We start from the raw sequence: 19,928 nt of genomic DNA, 5'->3' as shown, positions 1-19,928 counted from the left end.
CCACCCCGCCCAACTGAGTAGCGCCAACTGTCGTTTTGAGCCCCCATAACGACAGATAGCGCTACCCAGTTGGGTCGGCTTCCCCAATCACCACACAGACTTTCAGAAAGAGAACCATCATGAGCAACGTTGCAGTTATCGGACTCGGAATCATGGGCCTGCCCATGGCCATCAACCTGGTCAAGGCCGGCCACACCGTCACCGGCTTCAACCGCAGCCAGGACAAAATCGACAAGCTCGTCTCCGAAGGCGGCAAGGGCGCCACCAGCATCGCGGACGCCGTCAAGGATGCCGACGTCGTTATCACCATGGTGCCGGACTCCCCCGATGTTGAGGGGGTCGTCAGCGGCAAGGACGGCATCTTCGCCAACGCGAAGAAGGGCACCCTATGGATCGATGCCTCCAGCATCCGCCCGGACGTCGCCAAGCGCCTCGCCGATGAAGCCCGCGAAGCCGGCATCCGTCCCCTCGACGCCCCGGTCTCCGGCGGTGAACAGGGCGCCATCGACGCGGTCCTCTCCATTATGGTCGGCGGCGACACGGAAGACTTCGACGCCGCCTCGGACGTCCTGAACGCCGTCGGCAAAACCATCGTCCACGTCGGCCCCTCCGGCTCCGGCCAGACCGTCAAGGCAGCCAACCAGCTGATCGTCGCCGTCAACATCGAGGTCCTCGGCGAAGCCATCGCCTTCCTTGAGGCCTACGGCGTGGACACCGACGCCGCCCTCAAGGTCCTCGGCGGCGGCCTGGCCGGCTCCAAGGTCCTGGACCAGAAGGGCCAGAAGATGCTGGACCGCAACTTCGACCCCGGCTTCCGCCTCGCCCTGCACCACAAGGACCTGGGCATCGTCACCTCCGCCGCCCGCGAAGCCAACGTCGCCGTCCCCCTTGGCGCCGTCGTCGCACAGCTCGTCGCCGCCACCGTCAACCAGGGCGACGGCGGCCTGGACCACTCCGGACTCTTCAAGCAGGTCCTCCAGCTCAGCGGCCACGAGTAACCCCGGCCCCCAGCCACCCAGCACAAAAGTTTTTGTCCAGATAAGCAGGCTTTCACGTCCTCTAAGTCTGCATATCTGGACAAAAACTCCCTTCAGCACACCCAAAAACAGACTTCCCCCGAACAGACTTAAGTAGGAGCACACCATGAGCAAGATGCGTACCGTTGATGCGGCGGTGGCCATCCTGGAAAAGGAAGGCGCCATTGAGGCGTTCGGCCTGCCAGGCGCGGCGATCAACCCTTTCTATTCCGCCATGCGGGCCCACGGCGGCATCCGCCACACCCTGGCCCGCCACGTTGAAGGCGCCAGCCACATGGCCGACGGCTTCAGCCGCGCCAAGGACGGCAACATCGGCATCTGCATCGGCACCTCCGGCCCGGCCGGCACCGACATGATCACCGGCCTCTACGCTGCCTGGGCCGATTCCATCCCCATGCTCTGCATCACCGGCCAGGCCCCGGTTGCCAAGCTGCACAAGGAAGACTTCCAGGCCGTGGACATCGAGTCCATCGCCAAGCCGGTCACCAAGATGGCCATGACCATCCTGGAGCCCGGCCAGGTTCCCGGCGCCTTCCAGAAGGCCTTCCAGCTGATGCGTTCCGGCCGCCCCGGCCCGGTCCTGCTGGACCTGCCCATCGACGTGCAGCTGGCGGAGATCGAATTCGACATCGATACCTACGAGCCCCTGCCCGTCGAAAAGCCCAAGGCCTCCCGCAAGCAGCTGGAAAAAGCCCTGGACATGCTCACCGCCGCACAGCACCCGCTGATCGTGGCCGGCGGCGGCATCATCAACGCCGGGGCCTCCGCGCAGCTGGTGGAACTGGCAGAGACCCTGAACATCCCGGTGATCCCCACCCTGATGGGCTGGGGCACCATCCCGGACGACCACCAGCTCATGGCGGGCATGGTGGGCCTGCAGACCTCGCACCGCTACGGCAACGAGAACTACCTGCAGAGCGACTTCGTGATTGGCATCGGCAACCGCTGGGCCAACCGCCACACCGGCGGCTTGGACACCTACATGGCAGGCCGCAAGTTCGTGCACATCGACATCGAGCCCACGCAGATCGGCCGCGTTTTCTCCCCGGACCTGGGCATCGCGTCCGACGCCGGTGCGGCGCTGACCGGGCTGGTTGAGCTCGCCAAAGAGCGCAAGGCGGCAGGGTCCCTGCCGGACTACAGCGCCTGGGTTGCCGAATGCCAGGAGCGCAAGGCGTCCCTGCACCGCAAGACGCACTTCGAGAACATCCCCATCAAGCCCCAGCGCGTATACGAGGAGATGAACAAGGCCTTCGGCCGCGACACCATCTACGTGTCCACCATTGGCCTGTCCCAGATCGCCGGCGCGCAGATGCTGCACGTGTTCGGCCCGCGCAAGTGGATCAACGCCGGCCAGGCAGGTCCCCTGGGCTGGACCGCTCCGGCGGCCCTCGGCGTCGTTCGCGGCAAGCCGGACGAGACGGTGGTTGCCCTCTCCGGTGACTACGACTTCCAGTTCATGATCGAGGAACTGGCCGTGGGCGCGCAGTTCAACCTCCCGTACATCCACGTGGTGGTCAACAACTCCTACCTGGGCCTGATCCGCCAGTCCCAGCGCGGGTTCAACATGGAACAGAACGTGTCCCTGGCGTTTGACAACATCAACTCTCCGGAGACCAACGGTTACGGCGTGGACCACCTGAAAGTGGCCGAGGGCCTGGGCTGCAAGGCCGTTCGGGTGGAGGACCCCAATGACCTCGCCGCCGCGTTCGATAAGGCCAAGGCACTGATGGGTGAATTCCAGGTTCCCGTGGTGGTGGAAGTGATCCTGGAAAAGATCACCAACATCTCCATGGGCGTGGAAATCAACGCCGTGAACGAGTTCGAGGAGCTGGCCGAGACCGCTGCCGACGCCCCCACCGCCATCCTGGCATTGCAGGGCTAAACATGCGCATCGTCATTGCCCCGGACAAGTTCAAGGGATCCCTGTCCGCGCCGGAGGTCTGCAGCCACCTGGAAAAGGGGCTGCAGCACGGGGCGGGCGGCAACCTTGACGTGGTCCGGATTCCAGTAGCCGACGGCGGTGAGGGCACCCTCGACGCCGCCGTCGGCTCCGGCTTCATCCGCCGCAGTGCGGTGGTTACCGGACCAACCGGCGAACCGGTAACGGCCGAGTTCGCTGTCCGGGGCAATGAGGCGGTCATCGAAATGGCGGCGGCCTCGGGTTTGGCCCTGCTCCCCGCCGGCGCGCTGGTTAACGGACGGCCAGGCTCCACGGCGGCCGCCACCGCCACCAGCCTCGGCACCGGCCAGCTGATCACCGCCGCCCTTGACGCAGGCTGCAACCGCATCATCCTGGGCGTGGGCGGCAGTGCCAACACCGACGGCGGTGCGGGCGTCCTGCAGGGGCTCGGCGCCAGGTTCCTCGATAACAAGGGCAACGATATTCCGCCCGGGGGTGCCGCCTTGGCCCGCCTGGACCGGATCGACTTCAGCGGGTTTGAACCCCGGCTGAAGGACACACGCTTTGTGCTGGCGTCCGACGTCGACAATCCCCTGCTCGGCGCCCAGGGCGCCGCGGCGATTTTCGGCCCGCAGAAGGGCGCCACACAACAGGACGTCGACATGCTCGACGCCGCCCTGGCCAGGTTTGTCGAAGTCCTGGCCAGGGAAATCGGTCCCGACGGCCCCAATAACCGGGCCGTCAAGGCAGCGGAAGCCCCGGGCGCCGGAGCGGCAGGAGGCGTTGGCTACGCCGCCATCGCCGTACTCGCCGCAACCCGCCGCCCGGGCATCGACGTCGTCCTGGAATTCACGGAATTGAAGCACAGGCTGGCCGGCGCCGACCTGGTGATCACCGGCGAAGGCAGCCTGGACCAGCAGAGCCTGCTGGGTAAGACGCCCATGGGTGTTGCCCGGGCAGCCGCAGCCCAGGGTGTCCCGGTGATCGCGGTATGCGGCCGGACCACGCTTGGAGCGGGCCAGGCAACCGCTGCCGGATTCGAGGACGTTTACGCTTTGACCGAGCTTGAAAGCAATGTAGACAGGTGCATAGCAGAGGCAGCGCAGCTTCTGGAGCAGCTGGGTACGCAGATCAGCGGAAGGCTGGCGGCGAACACGCTGTCCCGTTCCGCAACCACCAAGGAGGACCTCCATGTCTGAAGAACGTTTTGACCTGGTCATCCGCGGCCAGCGCATCCTTACCACCGCCGGCCTGGCACCCCGCGAAGTGGGCGTCCGCGGCGGAAAAATCGTGGCCCTGGAACCGCTGGGCAACGGCCTGGCCGGCGCTGAGGTCATTGAGCTGGCCGACGACGAAACCCTGATCCCCGGGCTGGTGGACACCCACGTCCATGTCAACGAGCCCGGCCGCACCGAGTGGGAGGGCTTCGCCTCCGCCACCCGTGCAGCCGCTGCCGGCGGGGTAACCACCATCATCGACATGCCGCTGAACTCCGTTCCGCCCACCACCACGGTGGAAAACCTCAAGCTGAAGCGCGAGGTAGCCGAGGACCAGGCGTACATTGACGTTGGGTTCTGGGGCGGCGCAATCCCCGGCAACAAAGGTGACCTGCGTGCCCTGCACGACGAAGGCGTCTTCGGTTTCAAGTGCTTCCTGCTGCACTCAGGTGTGGACGAGTTCCCGCACCTGGACGCGGATGAGATGGAGGAGGACATGGCCGAGCTGAAGTCCTTCGATTCCCTCATGATTGTCCACGCAGAGGACTCCCATGCCATCGACCGCGCGCCGCACCCCGGCGGCGACCACTATCAAACCTTCCTGGCCTCCCGCCCCCGCGGCGCCGAGAACAAGGCCATCGCCGAGGTCATCGAGCGGGCCCGCTGGACCGGTGCCCGTGCGCACATCCTGCACCTCTCGTCGTCGGACGCCCTGCCGATGATTGCGTCCGCCAAACGCGACGGCGTGAAGCTGACCGTGGAGACGTGCCCGCACTACCTGACGCTGATGGCCGAGGAAATCCCGGACGGCGCCACCGCCTACAAGTGCTGCCCGCCCATCCGCGAGGCCTCCAACCGGGAGCTGCTGTGGCAGGGCCTGCAGGACGGCACCATCGACTGCATCGTCTCGGACCACTCCCCCTCCACCCTCGATCTGAAGGACCTGGAGAACGGTGACTTCGCGGTGGCCTGGGGCGGCGTCTCGTCGCTGCAGCTGGGCCTGTCCCTGATCTGGACCGAGGCACGGCACCGCGGCATTCCGCTGGAGCAGGTGGTGTCCTGGATGGGCGAGAAGCCGGCAGCGCTGGCCCGGCTCTCCAACAAGGGCCAGCTGGCGCTGGGCTACGATGCCGACTTCGCCGTGTTCGCCCCGGACGAGGCGTTCGTGGTGGACGTGTCCAAGCTCAAGCACAAGAACCCCATCACCCCCTACGACGGCAAGGCCCTCTCCGGCGTGGTCCGCAAGACGTTCCTGCGCGGCGCCGTGGTGGACGGCCAAACCCCCACGGGCAAGCTGATCCGCCGCGGCGGAGTCTAGGGACGCGCCATGGCAGTGGAAGCCCACCATCCGAGGACGGTGGCACGGCCGCAGTTTGCCGTCAGGGGTGCTGCCGCGCCGGCGGCTGCCCGGGGCCTCGCCGTGTGGGTGGTTCCCGGGGAAGGCACCAGCCCGGAACTCCTCGCCCGTGCCGCCCAACTGGTCCTCGCCAGGGCCCTCGAAACTGCTCCGGAGGCGGAAGTCCACTGGCCCGCCGCCGGGGCTTCCACGTCCGGGGTCTCCGCCACGGCGGAAGGAGCCGCAGACGACTCCTCTCAGCCTCCCTCCGCGGCGGAGAACCCCGGCGGCACCGATGACGACGGCGGCACCCGGCTGCCGCCGTCGGCCGGCCCCGTCAGCCGGGTTGCCGTGGATTTGGCTGCCGACTCCGTGCTGCTGGACGGCCGCCCCGTGCCGCTGACCGGCGTCGAGTTCAAGGTGCTCAGGTACCTGGTGACCCACCTGTCGCGCACTGTGGGCAGGGAGGAACTCCAGCAGTTCCTGGACTCGTTCGAAACCCCCGGCGCCTCGGCCCGGTCCATCGACGTGTACGTGGGCCGAATCCGGCGGAAACTCGGAAATGCACGCCATGCCGTGGCCACTGTCCGGGGCGGCGGGTACCGGTTTGTGCCGGGGCAGCGCGCAACCGTCCGCGGCCCGGCGGAATACTGCATATGACGCCGGAGTTGTATGACTGAGCGGGAAGCCGCTTCACTTGATGTTTTGCCAGTAACTGACAAAGTCTTCCAAAGGAACGCCATGAGCCAGACCCTGACCACCAAGCTTCAGCCCGGAACCCAGGCCCCTGATTTCACCCTTCAGGACGCCCAGGGCCGCGAGACTGCCTTGGCCGACTACCGTGGCAAGAACGTCATCGTGTACTTCTACCCCAAGGCCGCCACCCCCGGATGCACCACCGAGGCCTGCGACTTCCGCGACAGCCTGGCCTCCCTGCAGGGCAAGGGCTACGAGGTCATCGGCATCTCCCCCGATGCGCCGGAGGCCCTCGCCGGCTTCACCGGCGACTTCTCCCTGACCTTCCCGCTGCTGTCCGACCCCGACCACGCAGTCGCCCTGGCCTACGGTGCCTGGGGCGAGAAGCTGGTCAACGGCGAAATCACCGAGGGCATTGTCCGCTCAACCGTGGTGCTGGATCCCGAAGGCAAAGTCACGCTGGCCCAGTACCAGGTCAAGGCCGACGGCCACGTTGCTGCACTGAAGGAAGCCCTGGGAATCTAGCCTCCCCCCGGACGCTCTCTCACTTAACGCGCATTTTCAACGGACGCTCTCGCACTTAACGCGCATTTTCACGGGACGCTCTCGCACCTTCTTCAGGAAACGACTGCGGGGCGTCCCGGCGTTAAGGGCACAATCGCGGCGGCACGTCATCCTGCGACTTTGGCGCCCTACGCGTCCGTGTCCGCCGTAGCCTTCGCCTCTGCGGCCGCCTGCTGATATTCGGCCGACACCCGCCGGTACACGGGGGTCAGGAAAGCCAGCAGCGCGGCGATGACCATAATGATCCCTGCGATGAGGAACACCAGCGCAATACCGCGGGAGGTGCCCTCGCCCAGCAGCGGGGCCAGCTGGGCCGCGCCGTCGGCCGACCGTGCGTAGGGAATGATCCAGAACTGGGCGATCGGCGCAATAAGGAAGGACGTGATGGGCGCCGCCGCAGACTCAAACGCCATGGCGAAACCGAACACCCGGCCCTGCCGTGGCAGCGGAACCACCTGCTGGATCACCGTCTGCTCGGCGGCCTCCACAACGGGGACCAGCGTCAGGTACAGCCAGATCCCGACGACGTACAGCCATGCCCACTCCCGGAGTGTGAACACGGCGCCGAGGACCCCCATGGCCACCACCGCGAGGAGCAGGGTGCGCAACGGGTTGGACCCGAGGCCGAACTTGCCGATCAGCGCCCCGCCGATCAGGAATCCGCTGGAGCCTACAGCCAGAAAAACGCCCCAGAGTTCCACTGGGAACATCTCCAGGCCGTAGGGGTCCATCAGCGCCATGTAGACGCCGCCGATGAAGTTGTTGAACGTGGAGAACAGGATCAGTGCGAACAGGCCGGAAATGGCCAGCACAGCGGCGTAGGAGCCGCGAAGGTCGAACCCGCCGTGCGCATCGGTGGCCGCGACCTGCGTCTCCTCAGGCATGCGGAGGGTGAGCAGGTGTGCGAAGGCGAGCGCCGTGAGCAAGAGGGCGACCACGATGGTCCACCCCATACCCAGCAGCCCCACGGACAGCCCTGACAGCACGGAAGTGATGAGGAACATCAACCCCTGCACCATTCCCACCAGGCCGTTGGCGTTGGCCCGCCGGTCCGGCTCGATCAGGATGGTGACAGTGGTGGACAGCGCGATGTTCCGCAGGTTCTCCACCACCGCACCGATCAGGATGACCAGGGTGAACACCCAGAACCAGGGCTGCCCAAGGTCCAGCAGCGACGACGCGGGCGTCAGGAGGAACATCACCCCGGACAGGACAAACATCACCAGGGTGAAGGCGGCGGCGAAGCGCATCACGGCCAGCTTGCGGTAACGGTCCACGAAGGTGCCGAAGCTGATGCTGGAAAGGGCAATCAGCAGCATGTACGCGCCGCCCACCACCCCGGTGGCGATTACGTTGCGCGTTTCCAGGTACACCCAGAACGTCAGTGCAAACCACAGGTAACTGGTGGTGATGTTGGCGAGGGCGGTGTTCACCAGGATCCCGGTGAAGGTGCGGGACCTTTCCGCCGGGCTGCGCACGGAGGAGTCGACGGCGTCCGGGTCCGCCAGGTGCGGGGCTTCCCCGTCCTCACCAGGGGTGGAGGCGAGGGCCACATCCTCGCCAAGCCCCGCCCCGCCGTCGGAAGCCGCAGCAGCCCTGCCCCGGGCCGGTTCCTGCTCGGTCATGCGTCCCAGTGTAGTGAGGACTGACCGGAGCCGACAGGGTGGAAACTAAGCTCGTAAAGGAGGGCATTCAGCTCCACCGGCCACGAAAGGACGAACCATGGCGGACGATCCGATGGAAGAAGCATTCTCCACAGTGGGTGCAGAGCAGTCCTGGTACGGGATCGACCACCGCCTGGCGCTGCTGTTGACCCGGCTGTTTGCGGCCCATGACGCCACCATCGAGCTCACCGTTGTAGTTGACGGCACCGTCATCTCCGGGTCCGTGGTCTCGGAGCAGGCATGGGTGCAGCGGCAGAATGACCAGATCCGCATCGGCAGCCCTGCCATCGCGGACGCCTTCGAATCTTTGGAGCCGACCGTGGGGTTGACGAGGCAGGAGCGGTACATCCACTTCCTTGAGCCGGTACTGCTTTCAGGGGGAGTCCACGTGCGTATGCCAGCCACCAGGGTTGACCTCCGCAAAGTCGCGGCGTGGAGCATCGGACGTGTTGCTGTGGACTAAGAGCCCCCGTTGCCCCTTCCGGGGTCCGGTGACAGGATGGCCGCATGGCGATCGAGGTCCGTCCGGCCACCGAGTTCGAGGACGTCAGGACGATGGTGGGGCCCAAGCGGCCCGACGCCAACGTCTGCTGGTGCCTGAGCTACCGAATCCCGTCCAAACAGAACCAGGCCTTGCATGGGACGGAGCGCGGGGACCTGATGAAAGAGCTGGTGGCCCAGGATCCCCCGCCGGGTGTCTTGGCGTACGACGGCGGCGAGGTAGTTGGGTGGGCAGCAGTCCACCCCCGTGCCGACACCAGTTTCGCCGTCAACCGGAAGATCCCGCACGTGGACGATCTGGAGGCGTGGTCGGTGTGGTGCATCCGGGTACGGCCGGGCCATCGGGGTAAGGGCATTTCCCACCACCTGCTGAAGGGTGCCGTAGAACTGGCGCGGAGCCATGGGGCAGCAGCCGTGGAGGGCTACCCAGTGGATAACGGCGGCCGGAAAGTCGACCTCACCATGGCCTACGTGGGCACCCGAAAGCTTTTCGAGGACGCCGGCTTCACGAAGGCCGCGGACACGGAATCAATCCTCAACGGCTTCCCGCGGGTCCTGATGCGCCTGGACTTGGGAGGTTGATGGTCCTGGACCAGCGGGTCAGGGCTTTTTCCACCATTTGCCGGGCCAGTCCTCGTCGATGGCCCACAATGCCAGAAGCAGAGCGTCGACCGTCATGAGTCCCGCAATGAGGTACGCCCAACCTGTCCACCAACCCATAACAATCTCCTGACCCGGTAACCCCCAGCCACTCGATTGCTCCTAAGTGTGGCACCTAAGCCGCCGCTGCGGAACGCCCCAAATCCACACTCTTGAAAAGTGCCTCCAACCTGTTGTGCGCCTCGGTTTCCAACTTGAGGCGGCGCGTCAGCTTCTCCACCTGCACGGACATCTCCGCGCCGACCGGGAGCCGATCGCCCGGCCAGCTGGACGCCTCGCGCGATTCGGCCAGCGCCTGGGCCAGAGCATTGGCGGCGGCACGCACTTTCCGTGAGTGGAAGTAGACACGCAGCAGCGCCCTGCCCTTGTCCACAGCTGCCTGCAACAGGTCGCCGGGCACCGCTTCCCCTCCTGATGTCAGGGAGTCCAGCTCTGAACCAGCCGGCACTGCACGGGCCGGTTCCGCGACAGGGCCGCCCGCCGTCGTCCGGTCTTTTTTATTGATCTGTCCCATGGCTGCTCCGCCTTCCTGCCAGCCGTGCAGCCTCCGGACGGATCGTCCTTGACCCTCGTACTTGAAGAAGCTGCTCCCTCCCTTCGAGTGTCCCGGGCCTTCCTCAACGTCCGGGCAAGCGGGTCCCAAGATTGACGCAAGATCTCCCCGTCCGGCCGGCTCCGCGCCGCCGTCGCCGCCGTCGCCCCGGCGTGAGCAAGGAAACAACCACGAAATCCAAGCCTGCGAAGCGCTGTGACACCGCCGGTAGCGGTTAATACGGTAGAAGTAGAGCTATGGTCTCTCCCCCTGAAATCCGTCGTGCCGTTGTTATTGAGGACGACCCGGACATTCGCGGCCTGCTGGTCCGTGTCCTGGTTAAGCAGGGCTTCGACGTCACCGAGGCCGACGCCGGCCTGCCCGGCGTGGAGGAAGTCCGCCGCCGCAAGCCAGATCTGGTCACTTTGGACCTGAACCTGCCGGACATCGACGGCCTGGAAGTCTGCAAGATGCTCCGCGAATTCTCGGATGCCTTCATTGTGATGCTCACGGCCCGCGCGGACGAACTGGACAAGCTGACCGGCCTGGACAACGGAGCTGATGAATACATCAGCAAGCCGTTCAGCCCCCGGGAACTGCAGTCCAGGATCAACGCGCTCTTCCGCCGCAGGCCTTCCGCCGCCGCGGACTCCGCCGCCCGCAATGACCTCGAGCGCGCCACGGAGGTCCAGCAAAGCCTCCTTCCCAAGGAGGACATCCGCGTGGAGGGCTACGACGTGGCCGGCATGTTCCGCCCGTCCCGCAGCGTGGGCGGCGACTTCTATGACTGGTACCAGACGCAGGACGGGCTCCACCTGACCTTCGCCGACGCCATGGGCAAGGGCATGGGAGCCGCGCTCATCGCAGCAACAGTGCGCGCCGTCATGCGCTCCACCGGTCACCGGCAGGACCTGGACGGGGCATTCGCCACCGCCAGCAAGGCCATCGCCACGGACCTGGACTCCTCCAACTCCTTTGCCACCTTGTTCCACGCGCGGCTGGACGCGGCCTCCGGAACGGTCAGCTATGTCGACGCCGGGCACGGGCTTGCGCTGCACGTTCGGCCCGGCGGCACGGCCCACCGGCTCCCTTCCGGCGGCCCGCCGGTGGGCGCCTGGGAAGGGACTTCCTGGCCGCAATCATCACTGGAGCTCGCCCCGGGAGATTCGCTGGTGGTGGTCAGTGACGGTGTGCTGGACGTCTTCGGCTCCGTGGAGGACTTCACCGAAGCCGTGGGCCGCGCCGCCCAAAGTGGCGATTCGTCGCAGGCGGCCAGCAGCGCCATCATGGCACTAGCCCCGGCCGAAACCGCGGAGGATGACGTCACCGTAGTGGTGGTCCGCCGGCTGCCGGAAGACGCAACCGCATGACCCGCTTCCTGACCCGCCTGGTAGTGGTCCTGACGGTCATTACCGGTGTCAACTACATTGCCTGGCGCTGGGTGGCCTCCCTCAACTGGGATGCGTGGTGGATCGCCGTGCCGCTGGTGGTCGCCGAAACCTACAGCCTGATCGACGTCATGCTGTTCGGCATGACCGTCTGGAAGCTGAAGATCCGCAAGGGCGCGCCACCGCCCCCGCATGATGCCACCGTGGATGTCTTCATCACCACCTATAACGAAGACCTGGACATGGTGATGACCACCGCACTCGCCGCCCAGAAGGTCCGGCATCCGCACAGCACCTGGATCCTCGACGACGGCGCTCGGCCCGAGCTGAAGGCCCTCGCCGAGCAGCACGGCCTGGGCTATGTCACCCGCAGCGAGGACTGGACCTCGAACGTCCCCCGGCACGCGAAGGCCGGCAACCTGAACAACGCCCTGATGCAAACACACGGCGAGTTCCTCCTGATTCTGGACGCGGACCAGATCCCTGAGCCGGACATCCTCGAAAAAACGCTGGGGTACTTCAACAACCGCCGGGTGGCGCTGGTCCAGACGCCGCAGTACTTCAGCAACGTGCCCGCCGATGACCCCCTGGGCAGCCAGGCACCGCTTTTCTACGGCCCCATCCAGCAGGGCAAGGACGGCTGGAACGCCGCCTTCTTCTGCGGCTCCAACGCCATCCTGCGCCGCGAGGCTTTGATGCAGCTGGGCCTTGTGGGCTACGTGAAGGAAACCGAGAAGAGCATCCGCCGCGCGCTGTCCGCCTCCCGTTCCGCCATCAAGCAGGCCCGGAAGTCTGCGGACGTGGAGACTCCGCTGGTGGTCCAGGTGCTCGATGAGGTGGAGGCAGCCACGCGGGAGGCGCAGCACGAACTGGACGCCGGCCAGCCGCTCAGCGAAATCACGTACCGCGTCCGGCGCCGTGTGGATGCCGCCGTGCAGACCCTGGTGATGGCCGACGTCGAAGCGCTCCAGGCCGACCTCGAAGAAATCGCCGCCATGGAACTGGCCCATGTGGGCGAGTCCGGCGTTCCGGTCGTGGCCGACGACGCCGTGCAGCGCATGTCCGCCCGCGACTGGTCACCGCTCGGAGCCCTGGAATCCGTGCAGGCAGTCCTGGACGCGCTCTCGGTGGAACGCAACGACGAAGCCCAGCCGGTCATGCCGCTGGCCACCATCTCCGTGACCGAGGACATGGCCACTGCCATGCGCATGCACGCCATGGGCTGGGAGAGCGTCTACCACCACGAGGTCCTGGCGTACGGCCTGGCACCGGAGGACCTCAAGACCATGCTCACCCAGCGCCTCCGCTGGGCGCAGGGCACCATCCAGGTGCTGCTCCGCGAAAATCCGCTCGTCCAGAAGGGCCTGAAGCTGGGCCAGCGGCTGATGTACTTCGCCACCATGTGGACCTACCTCAGCGGCTACGCGGCGGTCATCTACTTCGCCGCCCCCATCATCTACCTGCTGCTGGGCATCCTGCCGGTCACGAGCCTGAGCTGGGACTTCTTCGTCCGGTTCATTCCGTTCATGGTGGTCAACCAGCTGTTGTTTGCCGTCGCCGGCCGGGGCATTCCCACCTGGCGTGGCCAGCAGTACAGCCTCGCCCTGTTCCCCACCTGGATCAAGGCGTGCTCGACGGCGGCCCGCAACGTCTGGTTCCGCCGTCCCCTCGGGTTTGCCGTCACCCCCAAGGCCCGTCAGAGCGGCGGACCCGGCTGGAGCCTGATCCAGCCACAGATCGTGGTGTCCGTGCTGCTGGCCGTGGCCGCCGTCGTCGGAATCATTCGGCTGGCGAACGGCCTTGCCGAACCGCTGGGCACCCTGGTGAACGTCGCCTGGGTCATCTTCGACCTGGTGGTCATGAGCATCCTGGTGCGCGCAGTGCTTTACAAGGGTTATGAACCGGCCGCAGAGCCGGCTGTTACAGAGAGGAATGCCGATGGAGTTTAGCTATGAGGTCAAGGACTCGTATGCGGAGGTCAAGGCGGAGGGGCGGCTGAACATGGTCTCGGCCCCCAAGCTCCGCGAGTTTGTTACCGGCGTCATCGCCAACGGATCCAACCGCATTGTGGTGAACCTGGAGAACACGGCGTTTATGGACTCCTCCGGCCTCGGCGCGCTCATCGGCTGCCTCAAGGCGGCACGGCAGGCGGGCGGGGACCTGCGGATCGCAGCGGTCCAGCCGCAGGTGAAAATGGTCCTGCAGCTGACCAGCATGGACAAGGTCCTCACGGCCTACGGATCAGCCGAAGAGGCGTTCAGCAATGACTGAGGTCCTGGCATCCCGCAGCTTCCGCGGGCTGGCTGCCGGGGACGCCATCGAGTCCGTCCACAATGATCTCGACAGCCTGTGGCTTGACGTCCCCTTCGTGCAGGACATGGACCAGATGACGTTTACGACGGCGGTGATCGAGTCGGCGTCGAACATCGTCCAGCATGCAGAGCCGGCCGGGCAGGAGCCGGTGGAGCTGGGCGTGGACATCGAAGTGCGGCCAACGCTGCTGCAGGCGCGGGTCAGCGCCTATCACGCCAAGCCCCCGTTCGGCCCGATGGAACCGGCGAGGCCGGGCGAGGAGGCCGAGTCCGGCCGGGGGCTGGCGCTGATCCAAGCCCTGGTCACCACGGTCACGTTCGAGCGGCAGGACGGCACGAACACCTGGGTCCTGTCGCGGACCTCGCAGCAGGACTAGAACCCTCAGCGGAGTTTTTGTCCAGATATGCAGGCCTCCGGCGCTCGGAACCCTGCATATCTGGACAAAAACTCCGGGTGGGGCGGTGGCGCTAGTTCGGGAAGGTCACCGAGACAGTGGCCCCGCCGCCCGGAGTGTCGCTGATAGTGAGCTCGCCACCGTGCGCCTGCGCGATCCGGCGGCACGTGGCCAGGCCCAGCCCTGTCCCGGGACCGTCGCCGGGCCGGTTCAGCCGCACCAAAGGCTCCACGGCCCGGGGCCGGTCGGCGGGGAGGATGCCCTTGCCGTTGTCGGCGACGTGGACGGTGAGTCCGCGGGGGCAGCTTGTGGCGGTGACAGCCACCCGAAGGTCCCGCCGGGGGTCACGGTAGTTCAGGGAGTTGGCGAGCAGGTTCTGCACCATCGTGCGCAGCTGCGACCGGTCGGCATACAGCTGGGCATCCTCGCACAGGATGCCGCTGCCCAGGCCGAGGCTCACACCAAGGTCCTGGGCCGCCTCTGCCGTCACAGCCAGAAGTGACACCCGTTCGCGGTTCAGCTGCCCGTTTGCCCGGGAGTAGTCCAGCACGTCCTGCAGGGTGCCCAGCATTCGCTGCCCGCCGCTGCCGATGAGCTGCAGGTACTCCTTAACCGGATGGTCCTGGGGAATTTCGGGATCATCCTCGGCCAGCTCCACATAACCAAGGATGGTGGTGAGCGGAGCACGGAGGTCGTGGCTGACGCGGCCGGCAAACTCGGCCAGCATCGCATTGCTGCGCTCCAGCTCGGCCAGGGCCTCATTGAGCTGCAGGGTGCGGTGCTGCAGTTCGAGAAGCTCCACTACCTGCTGCGCCAGCACCTCCAGCACATCAATCTGCTCGCGCCTGGGAAGTTCGGCTCCCTCGGAGAACACGCACAGCGAGCCGAGCACCAGCCCGCTGGCGGTCCTTAGCGGCACGGAGGCGTAGAAGCGGACGTCGGCTATCTCCCCGGTCACGAACGGGTTTGCGGCAAACCGGGGGTCCTGCGAGGCATCCCGCACCACTGTGGTTCCTGGTTCAAGGAATACGCTGGCGCACATGGAGTCCTCGCGGGAGCAAATGCCGGCATCGGTCCCGGAGGCGGCGATCTGCAGCTGATGGCCGGACGTGATGATGTTGACCACGCTGTAGGGCACCCCGCAGAGCGAGGCGGCCAGGCGCACCAGGTTATTGAGGGCACCACGGGCCTGTTCGTCAACCAGTTCCGGAATCTGTCCCGCAGTGTCAGGGAGCAGCCCATAATCCCGCAGGTCAAGGTCCCGCGGATCCTGATCGGTCAGCATTTGCATAGCTGTCGCGTCCATATTCTTCTTGAGCCCCCAGCATCATCGTCGAGCCGAAAGCTCTTCCGCGATGATACCCGTCCGGCCAGACGCCTGCGGTAGTCTCTTGACACCACCCCAACGGTCAACTTGAATATTACGTATGCTGAAATAACAGTTCCATGATGCGGAAGCTCAAAGCCGATTTTGCTGCAGCTTTGGGTGCCGGGAGATCCGGCCTCCGCATAGCCGTCACCATGGATGCCAGCATTTGTCACCGAGGAACCAGCCAGCATGAAGCTTGCCGAATTCAATACCGCGGACCCCGCAAGGACTGCGGAAACCCTCAGGCCCTGCATCGACGTCCAGCGCTGGGTGGACACCGTTGCCGCCGCCCGGCCTTTCCCCACCAAGGAAGCCCTGCTCGCACTTGCTTCCGTTGCCGCCAACCCCTTCACATCCGAAGAGGTTGAGTCCGCCATGGCGCATCACCCGCGGATCGGCGAACGGCCGACGGCGGCCACCACCGAAGCGTCCATGTCCCGTTCCGAGCAGGCCGGGGTAGATCCGGCGGACACCGCGCTGGCAGAGGCCTTGGCTCAGGGAAACAGGGACTACGAGGAGAAGTTTGGCCGCGTCTTCCTGATCCGCGCCGCCGGCCGCACAGCCCCGGAAATCCTGCAGTCCCTGAAGGAGCGGCTGGAAAACTCCCCGGCCGAAGAAGACACCATCGTGGCCCAGCAGCTGCGCGAGATCGCCGTACTCCGGCTCGAAGGACTGATCACCGAATGAGCGTCTCCCACGTCACCACCCATATCCTCGACACAGGCGCCGGACGCCCGGCGGCGGGGGTCGCCGTCGTGCTGTACAAGAACGACGGCGGCAGCTGGCAGGAACTGGCCGGCTCCACTACCGACGCCGACGGCCGTGCGAAGGACCTGGGCCCGGAGCAGCTGGAACCCGGACACTACAAGCTCAACTTCGCCACCGGGAGCTACTACGCCGGACTGCAGACCGCCACGTTCTTCCCGGAGGTTGACCTGGTGTTCGAAGTCACAGGCCCCGAGCATTACCACGTCCCCCTCCTGCTGAGCCCGTTCGCATACTCCACCTACCGCGGCAGCTGACCCACCCCGTTGCCCTATCACTTATGGTCCCCATTCCGGGGTTTTGGCAACCGTAAGTGATAGGTCAACGGCGGAAATGTAGGCTTGATGCATGCCTTCTGAACAACCCTCCGCCGAGCGCCGCGAAATCACAGTCCGCCGTGCGCCCAAGTACGTCCCGTTCCTGATTCTGGGCGCACTGGTGGGTATCGCCGCTGCGGCAGTGGTGGCCTACGGCCTGCCGGAAACGCCAAGCTTCGACGCCGGCTCCGTCTTCGGATTCTTCCTGGTGCTGTTCGCCGCCGCCGGCGCGGTCCTGGGTGCCGTAGTGGCGCTCATCCTGGACCGGCGCAGCGTCAAGCGGCAGCAGCGGGCCGTCGTGGAGTCCGTCCCGGACTCTGAACCGGATACGGACCCGCAGCCCTAGCCCCGGTCATAAACGGGCGGCCGGAAAAGTCTTACCCCATGTCGTGAGATAATCGACCAGTGGCACGCGGCGATGGAAAACTTTCCCATGATCTTCTCCCTGGCGAAAAAGGCCCGCAGGACGCCTGTGGCGTTTTCGGAGTCTGGGCACCAGGTGAAGAAGTAGCAAAACTAACCTATTACGGGCTGTATGCACTGCAGCACCGCGGTCAGGAGTCCGCTGGTATAGCCACCAGCGACGGCAACCGGATCAACGTCTACAAGGACATGGGACTCGTTTCCCAGGTCTTCGACGAGACCACCCTGAACACCCTCACCGGGCACCTTGCCGTGGGCCACTGCCGCTACTCCACCACCGGAGCCAGCCACTGGGCCAACGCCCAGCCCACCCTCGGCGCCACCAGCACCGGGACAGTGGCCCTGGCGCACAACGGCAACCTCACCAACACTGCCGAGCTCAACGCCATGATCCAGGAACGCAACGGCGGCCAGCTCACCGGCGAGATGAAGCAGGGCAACACCTCGGACACCGCCCTGGTCACCGCCCTCCTGGAGGGCGAGCCGGGCAAGTCCCTCGAAGAGACTGCCATCGAACTGCTGCCCAAGATCAAGGGCGGCTTTTGCTTCGTCTTTATGGACGAAGGCACCCTCTACGCGGCCCGCGACACCTTCGGCATCCGCCCGCTGGTCCTGGGCCGGCTGGAACGCGGCTGGGTGGTCGCGTCCGAGCAGTCCGCACTTGCCACCGTAGGCGCCAGCTTCATCCGCGAGATCGAGCCCGGCGAGTTCATCGCCATCGACGAGCAGGGCGTGCGTTCCCAGCGTTTTGCGGAGCCGACGCCGGCCGGTTGCGTTTTCGAGTACGTCTACCTTGCCCGTCCGGATGCCGCCATCGCAGGCCGCTCCGTGTACGAGTCCCGGGTGGAGATGGGCCGCCAGCTGGCCCGTGAAAACACGCAGGTAGCGGACATCGTGATTCCTGTTCCCGAGTCCGGCACGCCTGCCGCCGTGGGCTACGCCGAGGAATCCGGCATCCCGTTCGCCCACGGGTTCGTTAAGAATTCCTATGTTGGCCGTACTTTCATCCAGCCTTCGCAGACGCTGCGCCAGCTGGGTATCCGGCTCAAGCTCAACGCCCTCGAGTCCGTGATCCGCGGCAAGCGCGTGGTGGTGGTGGACGATTCCATCGTCCGCGGCAACACGCAGCGCGCCATCGTCCGGATGCTCCGCGAAGCCGGTGCCGCAGCAGTCCACGTCAAGATCTCCTCCCCGCCGGTGCAGTGGCCCTGCTTCTACGGCATCGACTTCGCCTCCCGCGCCGAGCTCATTGCGAACGGCGCAACCATCGAGGAGATCTCGCAGGCCATCGGTGCAGACTCGCTGGCCTACATCTCTGAGGACGGGATGATCGGCGCCACCCGGCAGCCCCGGGAGCGCCTGTGCACCGCATGCTTTACTGGCAAGTACCCCATCGAGCTTCCGGGTTCGGACAAGCTGGGCAAGAACCTGCTGGAACGCACGGACCTTGGTGGCCTGAAGCCCTCGCCGTCCGCCCTTCCGGGCCGGACTGCCGCCCTTGCCGTGGACCCTGCAGTCGACCCGGCAGTGGATCCGGCGGAAAAGTCGGGCGCCACGGGCTGCGATCCCGGACCGGACTCGGAGTTTGAGAACCTGCTGACCGAAGCCGACCTTGTGCCAGAGATTCATCACGCACTCACCACCCCCGACGCTGACAAGAAAGAGTCCGTATGACTTCCGCTGCCCCCGCCTCCGGCAACACCGCCGGGAACACAGCCGGCATCACCTACGCCTCCGCGGGCGTCGATGTTGAAGCCGGCGACCGCGCCGTCGAGCTTATGAAGGGTGCCATCAAGGCCACCCACAACTCCTCGGTGATCGGCGGGGTGGGCGGCTTCGCCGGCCTCTACGACGTCTCTAAGCTCCTCACCTACAAGAAGCCGCTGCTGGCAACGTCCACCGACGGCGTAGGCACCAAGGTGGCCATTGCCCAGGCCATGGACATCCACGACACCATCGGCTTCGACCTGGTGGGCATGGTGGTGGACGACATCGTCGTGGTAGGCGCAGAACCCCTCTTTATGACGGACTACATCGCCTGCGGCAAGGTGGTGCCCGAGCGCATCGCCGACATTGTCCGCGGCATCGCAGCAGCCTGCTCCGTAGCCGGCACCGCGCTGGTGGGCGGCGAAACCGCCGAGCACCCCGGCCTGCTGGGTGAGCACGAGTACGACGTTGCCGGCGCAGCCACCGGCATCATCGAGGCCGACCACCTCCTCGGCCCGGACCGCGTCCGCGCCGGCGACGTCGTGATCGGCATGGCTTCCTCGGGCCTGCACTCCAACGGCTACTCCCTGGTGCGCCGCGTGATCAACCACGCCGGCTGGGCGCTGGACCGCCAGGTCTCCGAACTTGGCCGTACCCTCGGCGAGGAACTCCTGGAGCCCACGCGTGTCTACGCGGCGGACTGCCTGGACCTTGCCCGCACCTTCCCCGTCACCGGTGAATCTGCAGTCCACGGCTTCAGCCACGTGACCGGTGGCGGCCTGGCCGCCAACCTGGCCCGCGTCCTCCCCCAGGGCCTGGTGGCCACCGTTGACCGCTCCACCTGGGAGCTGCCGGCCATCTTCAAGCTGGTGTCCGAACTGGGCAACGTGCCCCTGGCAGACCTGGAGCGCACCCTGAACCTGGGCGTGGGCATGGTGGCCATCGTCTCCGCAGACGTTGCTGATGCAGCGGTCTCCCGCTTGAACGACCGCGGCCTGCCGTCATGGATCATGGGCACCGTCACCAAGGACTCGGACTCAATCCTGAAGTCCGGCCCGGATTACGTACAGGGCGCCAAGGGCGTGGACGGCGGCGCGGTCCGCCTGGTCAACGCCTACGCCTAAGATTGTGCGGAATGCCGG

General features: G+C 66.0%; 20 protein-coding genes. 17 read left to right on the top strand and 3 right to left on the bottom strand.

All coding sequences use genetic code 11. From position 1 onward, the window contains the following. Window positions 1-119 precede the first annotated feature (119 nt). The 6 genes from G6R19_RS13770 (at window position 120) to bcp (ending at window position 6,714) form a co-directional block, all read left to right on the top strand. A complete protein-coding gene (locus G6R19_RS13770; protein WP_163165885.1) occupies window positions 120-998 on the top strand; it encodes a 2-hydroxy-3-oxopropionate reductase in 879 nt (292 codons plus the stop codon). A 145-nt stretch (window positions 999-1,143) separates the two neighbouring features. Next, window positions 1,144-2,922 (top strand): glyoxylate carboligase, encoded by a 1,779-nt coding sequence (gcl, locus tag G6R19_RS13765; protein WP_163165883.1) that lies wholly within the window; start codon window positions 1,144-1,146, stop codon window positions 2,920-2,922. 2 nt (window positions 2,923-2,924) lie between these two features. Next, on the top strand, window positions 2,925-4,139 hold the full coding sequence (locus G6R19_RS13760; RefSeq protein ID WP_163165881.1) for a glycerate kinase: 1,215 nt from the start codon (window positions 2,925-2,927) through the stop codon (window positions 4,137-4,139). Further along, window positions 4,132-5,475 carry an allantoinase AllB gene (gene allB / locus G6R19_RS13755; RefSeq protein ID WP_163165879.1) on the top strand — a complete coding sequence of 448 codons (1,344 nt, stop codon included), beginning with the start codon at window positions 4,132-4,134 and terminating at the stop codon, window positions 5,473-5,475. Before G6R19_RS13760 ends, allB begins: the two co-directional genes overlap by 8 nt. A gap of 9 nt (window positions 5,476-5,484) precedes the next feature. Continuing rightward, window positions 5,485-6,153 carry a winged helix-turn-helix domain-containing protein gene (locus tag G6R19_RS13750; RefSeq protein WP_163165877.1) on the top strand — a complete coding sequence of 223 codons (669 nt, stop codon included), beginning with the start codon at window positions 5,485-5,487 and terminating at the stop codon, window positions 6,151-6,153. Window positions 6,154-6,234: 81 nt separating this feature from the next. Further along, window positions 6,235-6,714: a thioredoxin-dependent thiol peroxidase gene (gene bcp, locus G6R19_RS13745; RefSeq protein WP_163165875.1), complete on the top strand. Its 480-nt coding sequence runs from the start codon at window positions 6,235-6,237 to the stop codon at window positions 6,712-6,714. A 167-nt stretch (window positions 6,715-6,881) separates the two neighbouring features. Here the strand turns inward: bcp and G6R19_RS13740 are convergent, their stop codons facing one another. Continuing rightward, window positions 6,882-8,378 (bottom strand): MFS transporter, encoded by a 1,497-nt coding sequence (locus tag G6R19_RS13740; protein ID WP_163165873.1) that lies wholly within the window; start codon window positions 8,376-8,378, stop codon window positions 6,882-6,884. Window positions 8,379-8,475: 97 nt separating this feature from the next. On the opposite strand from G6R19_RS13740, the gene G6R19_RS13735 reads away from it, so the two are divergent. After that, window positions 8,476-8,880 carry a hypothetical protein gene (locus tag G6R19_RS13735; RefSeq protein ID WP_163165871.1) on the top strand — a complete coding sequence of 135 codons (405 nt, stop codon included), beginning with the start codon at window positions 8,476-8,478 and terminating at the stop codon, window positions 8,878-8,880. A gap of 44 nt (window positions 8,881-8,924) precedes the next feature. After that, complete coding sequence (locus G6R19_RS13730) at window positions 8,925-9,500, top strand: GNAT family N-acetyltransferase (RefSeq protein ID WP_163165869.1); 576 nt, start codon at window positions 8,925-8,927, stop codon at window positions 9,498-9,500. A gap of 193 nt (window positions 9,501-9,693) precedes the next feature. On the opposite strand, the gene G6R19_RS13725 is transcribed toward G6R19_RS13730, so the two are convergent. Continuing rightward, entirely contained in the window at window positions 9,694-10,092 is a 399-nt protein-coding gene (locus tag G6R19_RS13725; protein ID WP_240341883.1) for a hypothetical protein, read from the bottom strand. 275 nt (window positions 10,093-10,367) lie between these two features. On the opposite strand from G6R19_RS13725, the gene G6R19_RS13720 reads away from it, so the two are divergent. From G6R19_RS13720 to G6R19_RS13705, 4 genes are read left to right on the top strand one after another with little or no spacing between them, the layout of a single operon-like run. Beyond that, complete coding sequence (locus G6R19_RS13720) at window positions 10,368-11,480, top strand: SpoIIE family protein phosphatase (protein WP_163165867.1); 1,113 nt, start codon at window positions 10,368-10,370, stop codon at window positions 11,478-11,480. After that, the gene (locus G6R19_RS13715) at window positions 11,477-13,447 is read left to right on the top strand and encodes a glycosyltransferase family 2 protein (RefSeq protein ID WP_163165865.1); all 1,971 of its coding nucleotides are present in this window, start codon (window positions 11,477-11,479) and stop codon (window positions 13,445-13,447) included. The genes G6R19_RS13720 and G6R19_RS13715 overlap by 4 nt, the downstream gene beginning before the upstream one ends. Beyond that, window positions 13,437-13,769, top strand: coding sequence for an STAS domain-containing protein (locus G6R19_RS13710; RefSeq protein ID WP_163165863.1), 333 nt, complete (start codon window positions 13,437-13,439; stop codon window positions 13,767-13,769). The genes G6R19_RS13715 and G6R19_RS13710 overlap by 11 nt, the downstream gene beginning before the upstream one ends. Then, a complete protein-coding gene (locus tag G6R19_RS13705) occupies window positions 13,762-14,187 on the top strand; it encodes an ATP-binding protein (protein WP_163165861.1) in 426 nt (141 codons plus the stop codon). The genes G6R19_RS13710 and G6R19_RS13705 overlap by 8 nt, the downstream gene beginning before the upstream one ends. A 91-nt stretch (window positions 14,188-14,278) precedes the next feature. On the opposite strand, the gene G6R19_RS13700 is transcribed toward G6R19_RS13705, so the two are convergent. After that, a complete protein-coding gene (locus G6R19_RS13700) occupies window positions 14,279-15,496 on the bottom strand; it encodes a GAF domain-containing sensor histidine kinase (RefSeq protein WP_163166315.1) in 1,218 nt (405 codons plus the stop codon). A 267-nt stretch (window positions 15,497-15,763) separates the two neighbouring features. Here G6R19_RS13700 and uraD point away from each other — a divergent pair, with 267 nt between their 5' ends. The 5 genes from uraD to purM all read left to right on the top strand — a co-directional run bounded on the left by uraD (window position 15,764) and on the right by purM (window position 19,910). Further along, entirely contained in the window at window positions 15,764-16,261 is a 498-nt protein-coding gene (uraD, locus tag G6R19_RS13695; RefSeq protein WP_163165859.1) for a 2-oxo-4-hydroxy-4-carboxy-5-ureidoimidazoline decarboxylase, read from the top strand. Then, window positions 16,258-16,596, top strand: coding sequence for a hydroxyisourate hydrolase (gene uraH / locus G6R19_RS13690; RefSeq protein WP_163165858.1), 339 nt, complete (start codon window positions 16,258-16,260; stop codon window positions 16,594-16,596). The genes uraD and uraH overlap by 4 nt, the downstream gene beginning before the upstream one ends. Before the next feature lie 91 nt (window positions 16,597-16,687). Next, window positions 16,688-17,002, top strand: coding sequence for a hypothetical protein (locus tag G6R19_RS13685; RefSeq protein WP_163165856.1), 315 nt, complete (start codon window positions 16,688-16,690; stop codon window positions 17,000-17,002). Window positions 17,003-17,061: 59 nt separating this feature from the next. After that, a complete protein-coding gene (gene purF / locus G6R19_RS13680; protein WP_163165854.1) occupies window positions 17,062-18,753 on the top strand; it encodes an amidophosphoribosyltransferase in 1,692 nt (563 codons plus the stop codon). Beyond that, window positions 18,750-19,910 carry a phosphoribosylformylglycinamidine cyclo-ligase gene (gene purM, locus G6R19_RS13675; protein ID WP_163165852.1) on the top strand — a complete coding sequence of 387 codons (1,161 nt, stop codon included), beginning with the start codon at window positions 18,750-18,752 and terminating at the stop codon, window positions 19,908-19,910. Before purF ends, purM begins: the two co-directional genes overlap by 4 nt. Window positions 19,911-19,928: the final 18 nt, after the last annotated feature.

Origin of the sequence: Arthrobacter sp. Alg241-R88 (assembly GCF_900537115.1) — a bacterium.
GTDB lineage: Bacteria > Actinomycetota > Actinomycetes > Actinomycetales > Micrococcaceae > Arthrobacter.
The sequence above is the reverse complement of the archived record's forward strand: the minus strand, read 5'-3'. Positions and strand labels throughout refer to the sequence as shown.

What these genes read in the sequence shown, in the direction of transcription:
- G6R19_RS13770 (WP_163165885.1), top strand. Translation starts at nt 120, where the DNA reads ATGAGCAACGTTGCAGTTATCGGACTCGGAATCATGGGCCTGCCCATG.
- gcl (WP_163165883.1), top strand. Translation starts at nt 1,144, where the DNA reads ATGAGCAAGATGCGTACCGTTGATGCGGCGGTGGCCATCCTGGAAAAG.
- G6R19_RS13760 (WP_163165881.1), top strand. Translation starts at nt 2,925, where the DNA reads ATGCGCATCGTCATTGCCCCGGACAAGTTCAAGGGATCCCTGTCCGCG.
- allB (WP_163165879.1), top strand. Translation starts at nt 4,132, where the DNA reads ATGTCTGAAGAACGTTTTGACCTGGTCATCCGCGGCCAGCGCATCCTT.
- G6R19_RS13750 (WP_163165877.1), top strand. Translation starts at nt 5,485, where the DNA reads ATGGCAGTGGAAGCCCACCATCCGAGGACGGTGGCACGGCCGCAGTTT.
- bcp (WP_163165875.1), top strand. Translation starts at nt 6,235, where the DNA reads ATGAGCCAGACCCTGACCACCAAGCTTCAGCCCGGAACCCAGGCCCCT.
- G6R19_RS13740 (WP_163165873.1), bottom strand. Translation starts at nt 8,378, where the DNA reads ATGACCGAGCAGGAACCGGCCCGGGGCAGGGCTGCTGCGGCTTCCGAC.
- G6R19_RS13735 (WP_163165871.1), top strand. Translation starts at nt 8,476, where the DNA reads ATGGCGGACGATCCGATGGAAGAAGCATTCTCCACAGTGGGTGCAGAG.
- G6R19_RS13730 (WP_163165869.1), top strand. Translation starts at nt 8,925, where the DNA reads ATGGCGATCGAGGTCCGTCCGGCCACCGAGTTCGAGGACGTCAGGACG.
- G6R19_RS13725 (WP_240341883.1), bottom strand. Translation starts at nt 10,092, where the DNA reads ATGGGACAGATCAATAAAAAAGACCGGACGACGGCGGGCGGCCCTGTC.
- G6R19_RS13720 (WP_163165867.1), top strand. Translation starts at nt 10,368, where the DNA reads ATGGTCTCTCCCCCTGAAATCCGTCGTGCCGTTGTTATTGAGGACGAC.
- G6R19_RS13715 (WP_163165865.1), top strand. Translation starts at nt 11,477, where the DNA reads ATGACCCGCTTCCTGACCCGCCTGGTAGTGGTCCTGACGGTCATTACC.
- G6R19_RS13710 (WP_163165863.1), top strand. Translation starts at nt 13,437, where the DNA reads ATGGAGTTTAGCTATGAGGTCAAGGACTCGTATGCGGAGGTCAAGGCG.
- G6R19_RS13705 (WP_163165861.1), top strand. Translation starts at nt 13,762, where the DNA reads ATGACTGAGGTCCTGGCATCCCGCAGCTTCCGCGGGCTGGCTGCCGGG.
- G6R19_RS13700 (WP_163166315.1), bottom strand. Translation starts at nt 15,496, where the DNA reads ATGCAAATGCTGACCGATCAGGATCCGCGGGACCTTGACCTGCGGGAT.
- uraD (WP_163165859.1), top strand. Translation starts at nt 15,764, where the DNA reads ATGAAGCTTGCCGAATTCAATACCGCGGACCCCGCAAGGACTGCGGAA.
- uraH (WP_163165858.1), top strand. Translation starts at nt 16,258, where the DNA reads ATGAGCGTCTCCCACGTCACCACCCATATCCTCGACACAGGCGCCGGA.
- G6R19_RS13685 (WP_163165856.1), top strand. Translation starts at nt 16,688, where the DNA reads ATGCCTTCTGAACAACCCTCCGCCGAGCGCCGCGAAATCACAGTCCGC.
- purM (WP_163165852.1), top strand. Translation starts at nt 18,750, where the DNA reads ATGACTTCCGCTGCCCCCGCCTCCGGCAACACCGCCGGGAACACAGCC.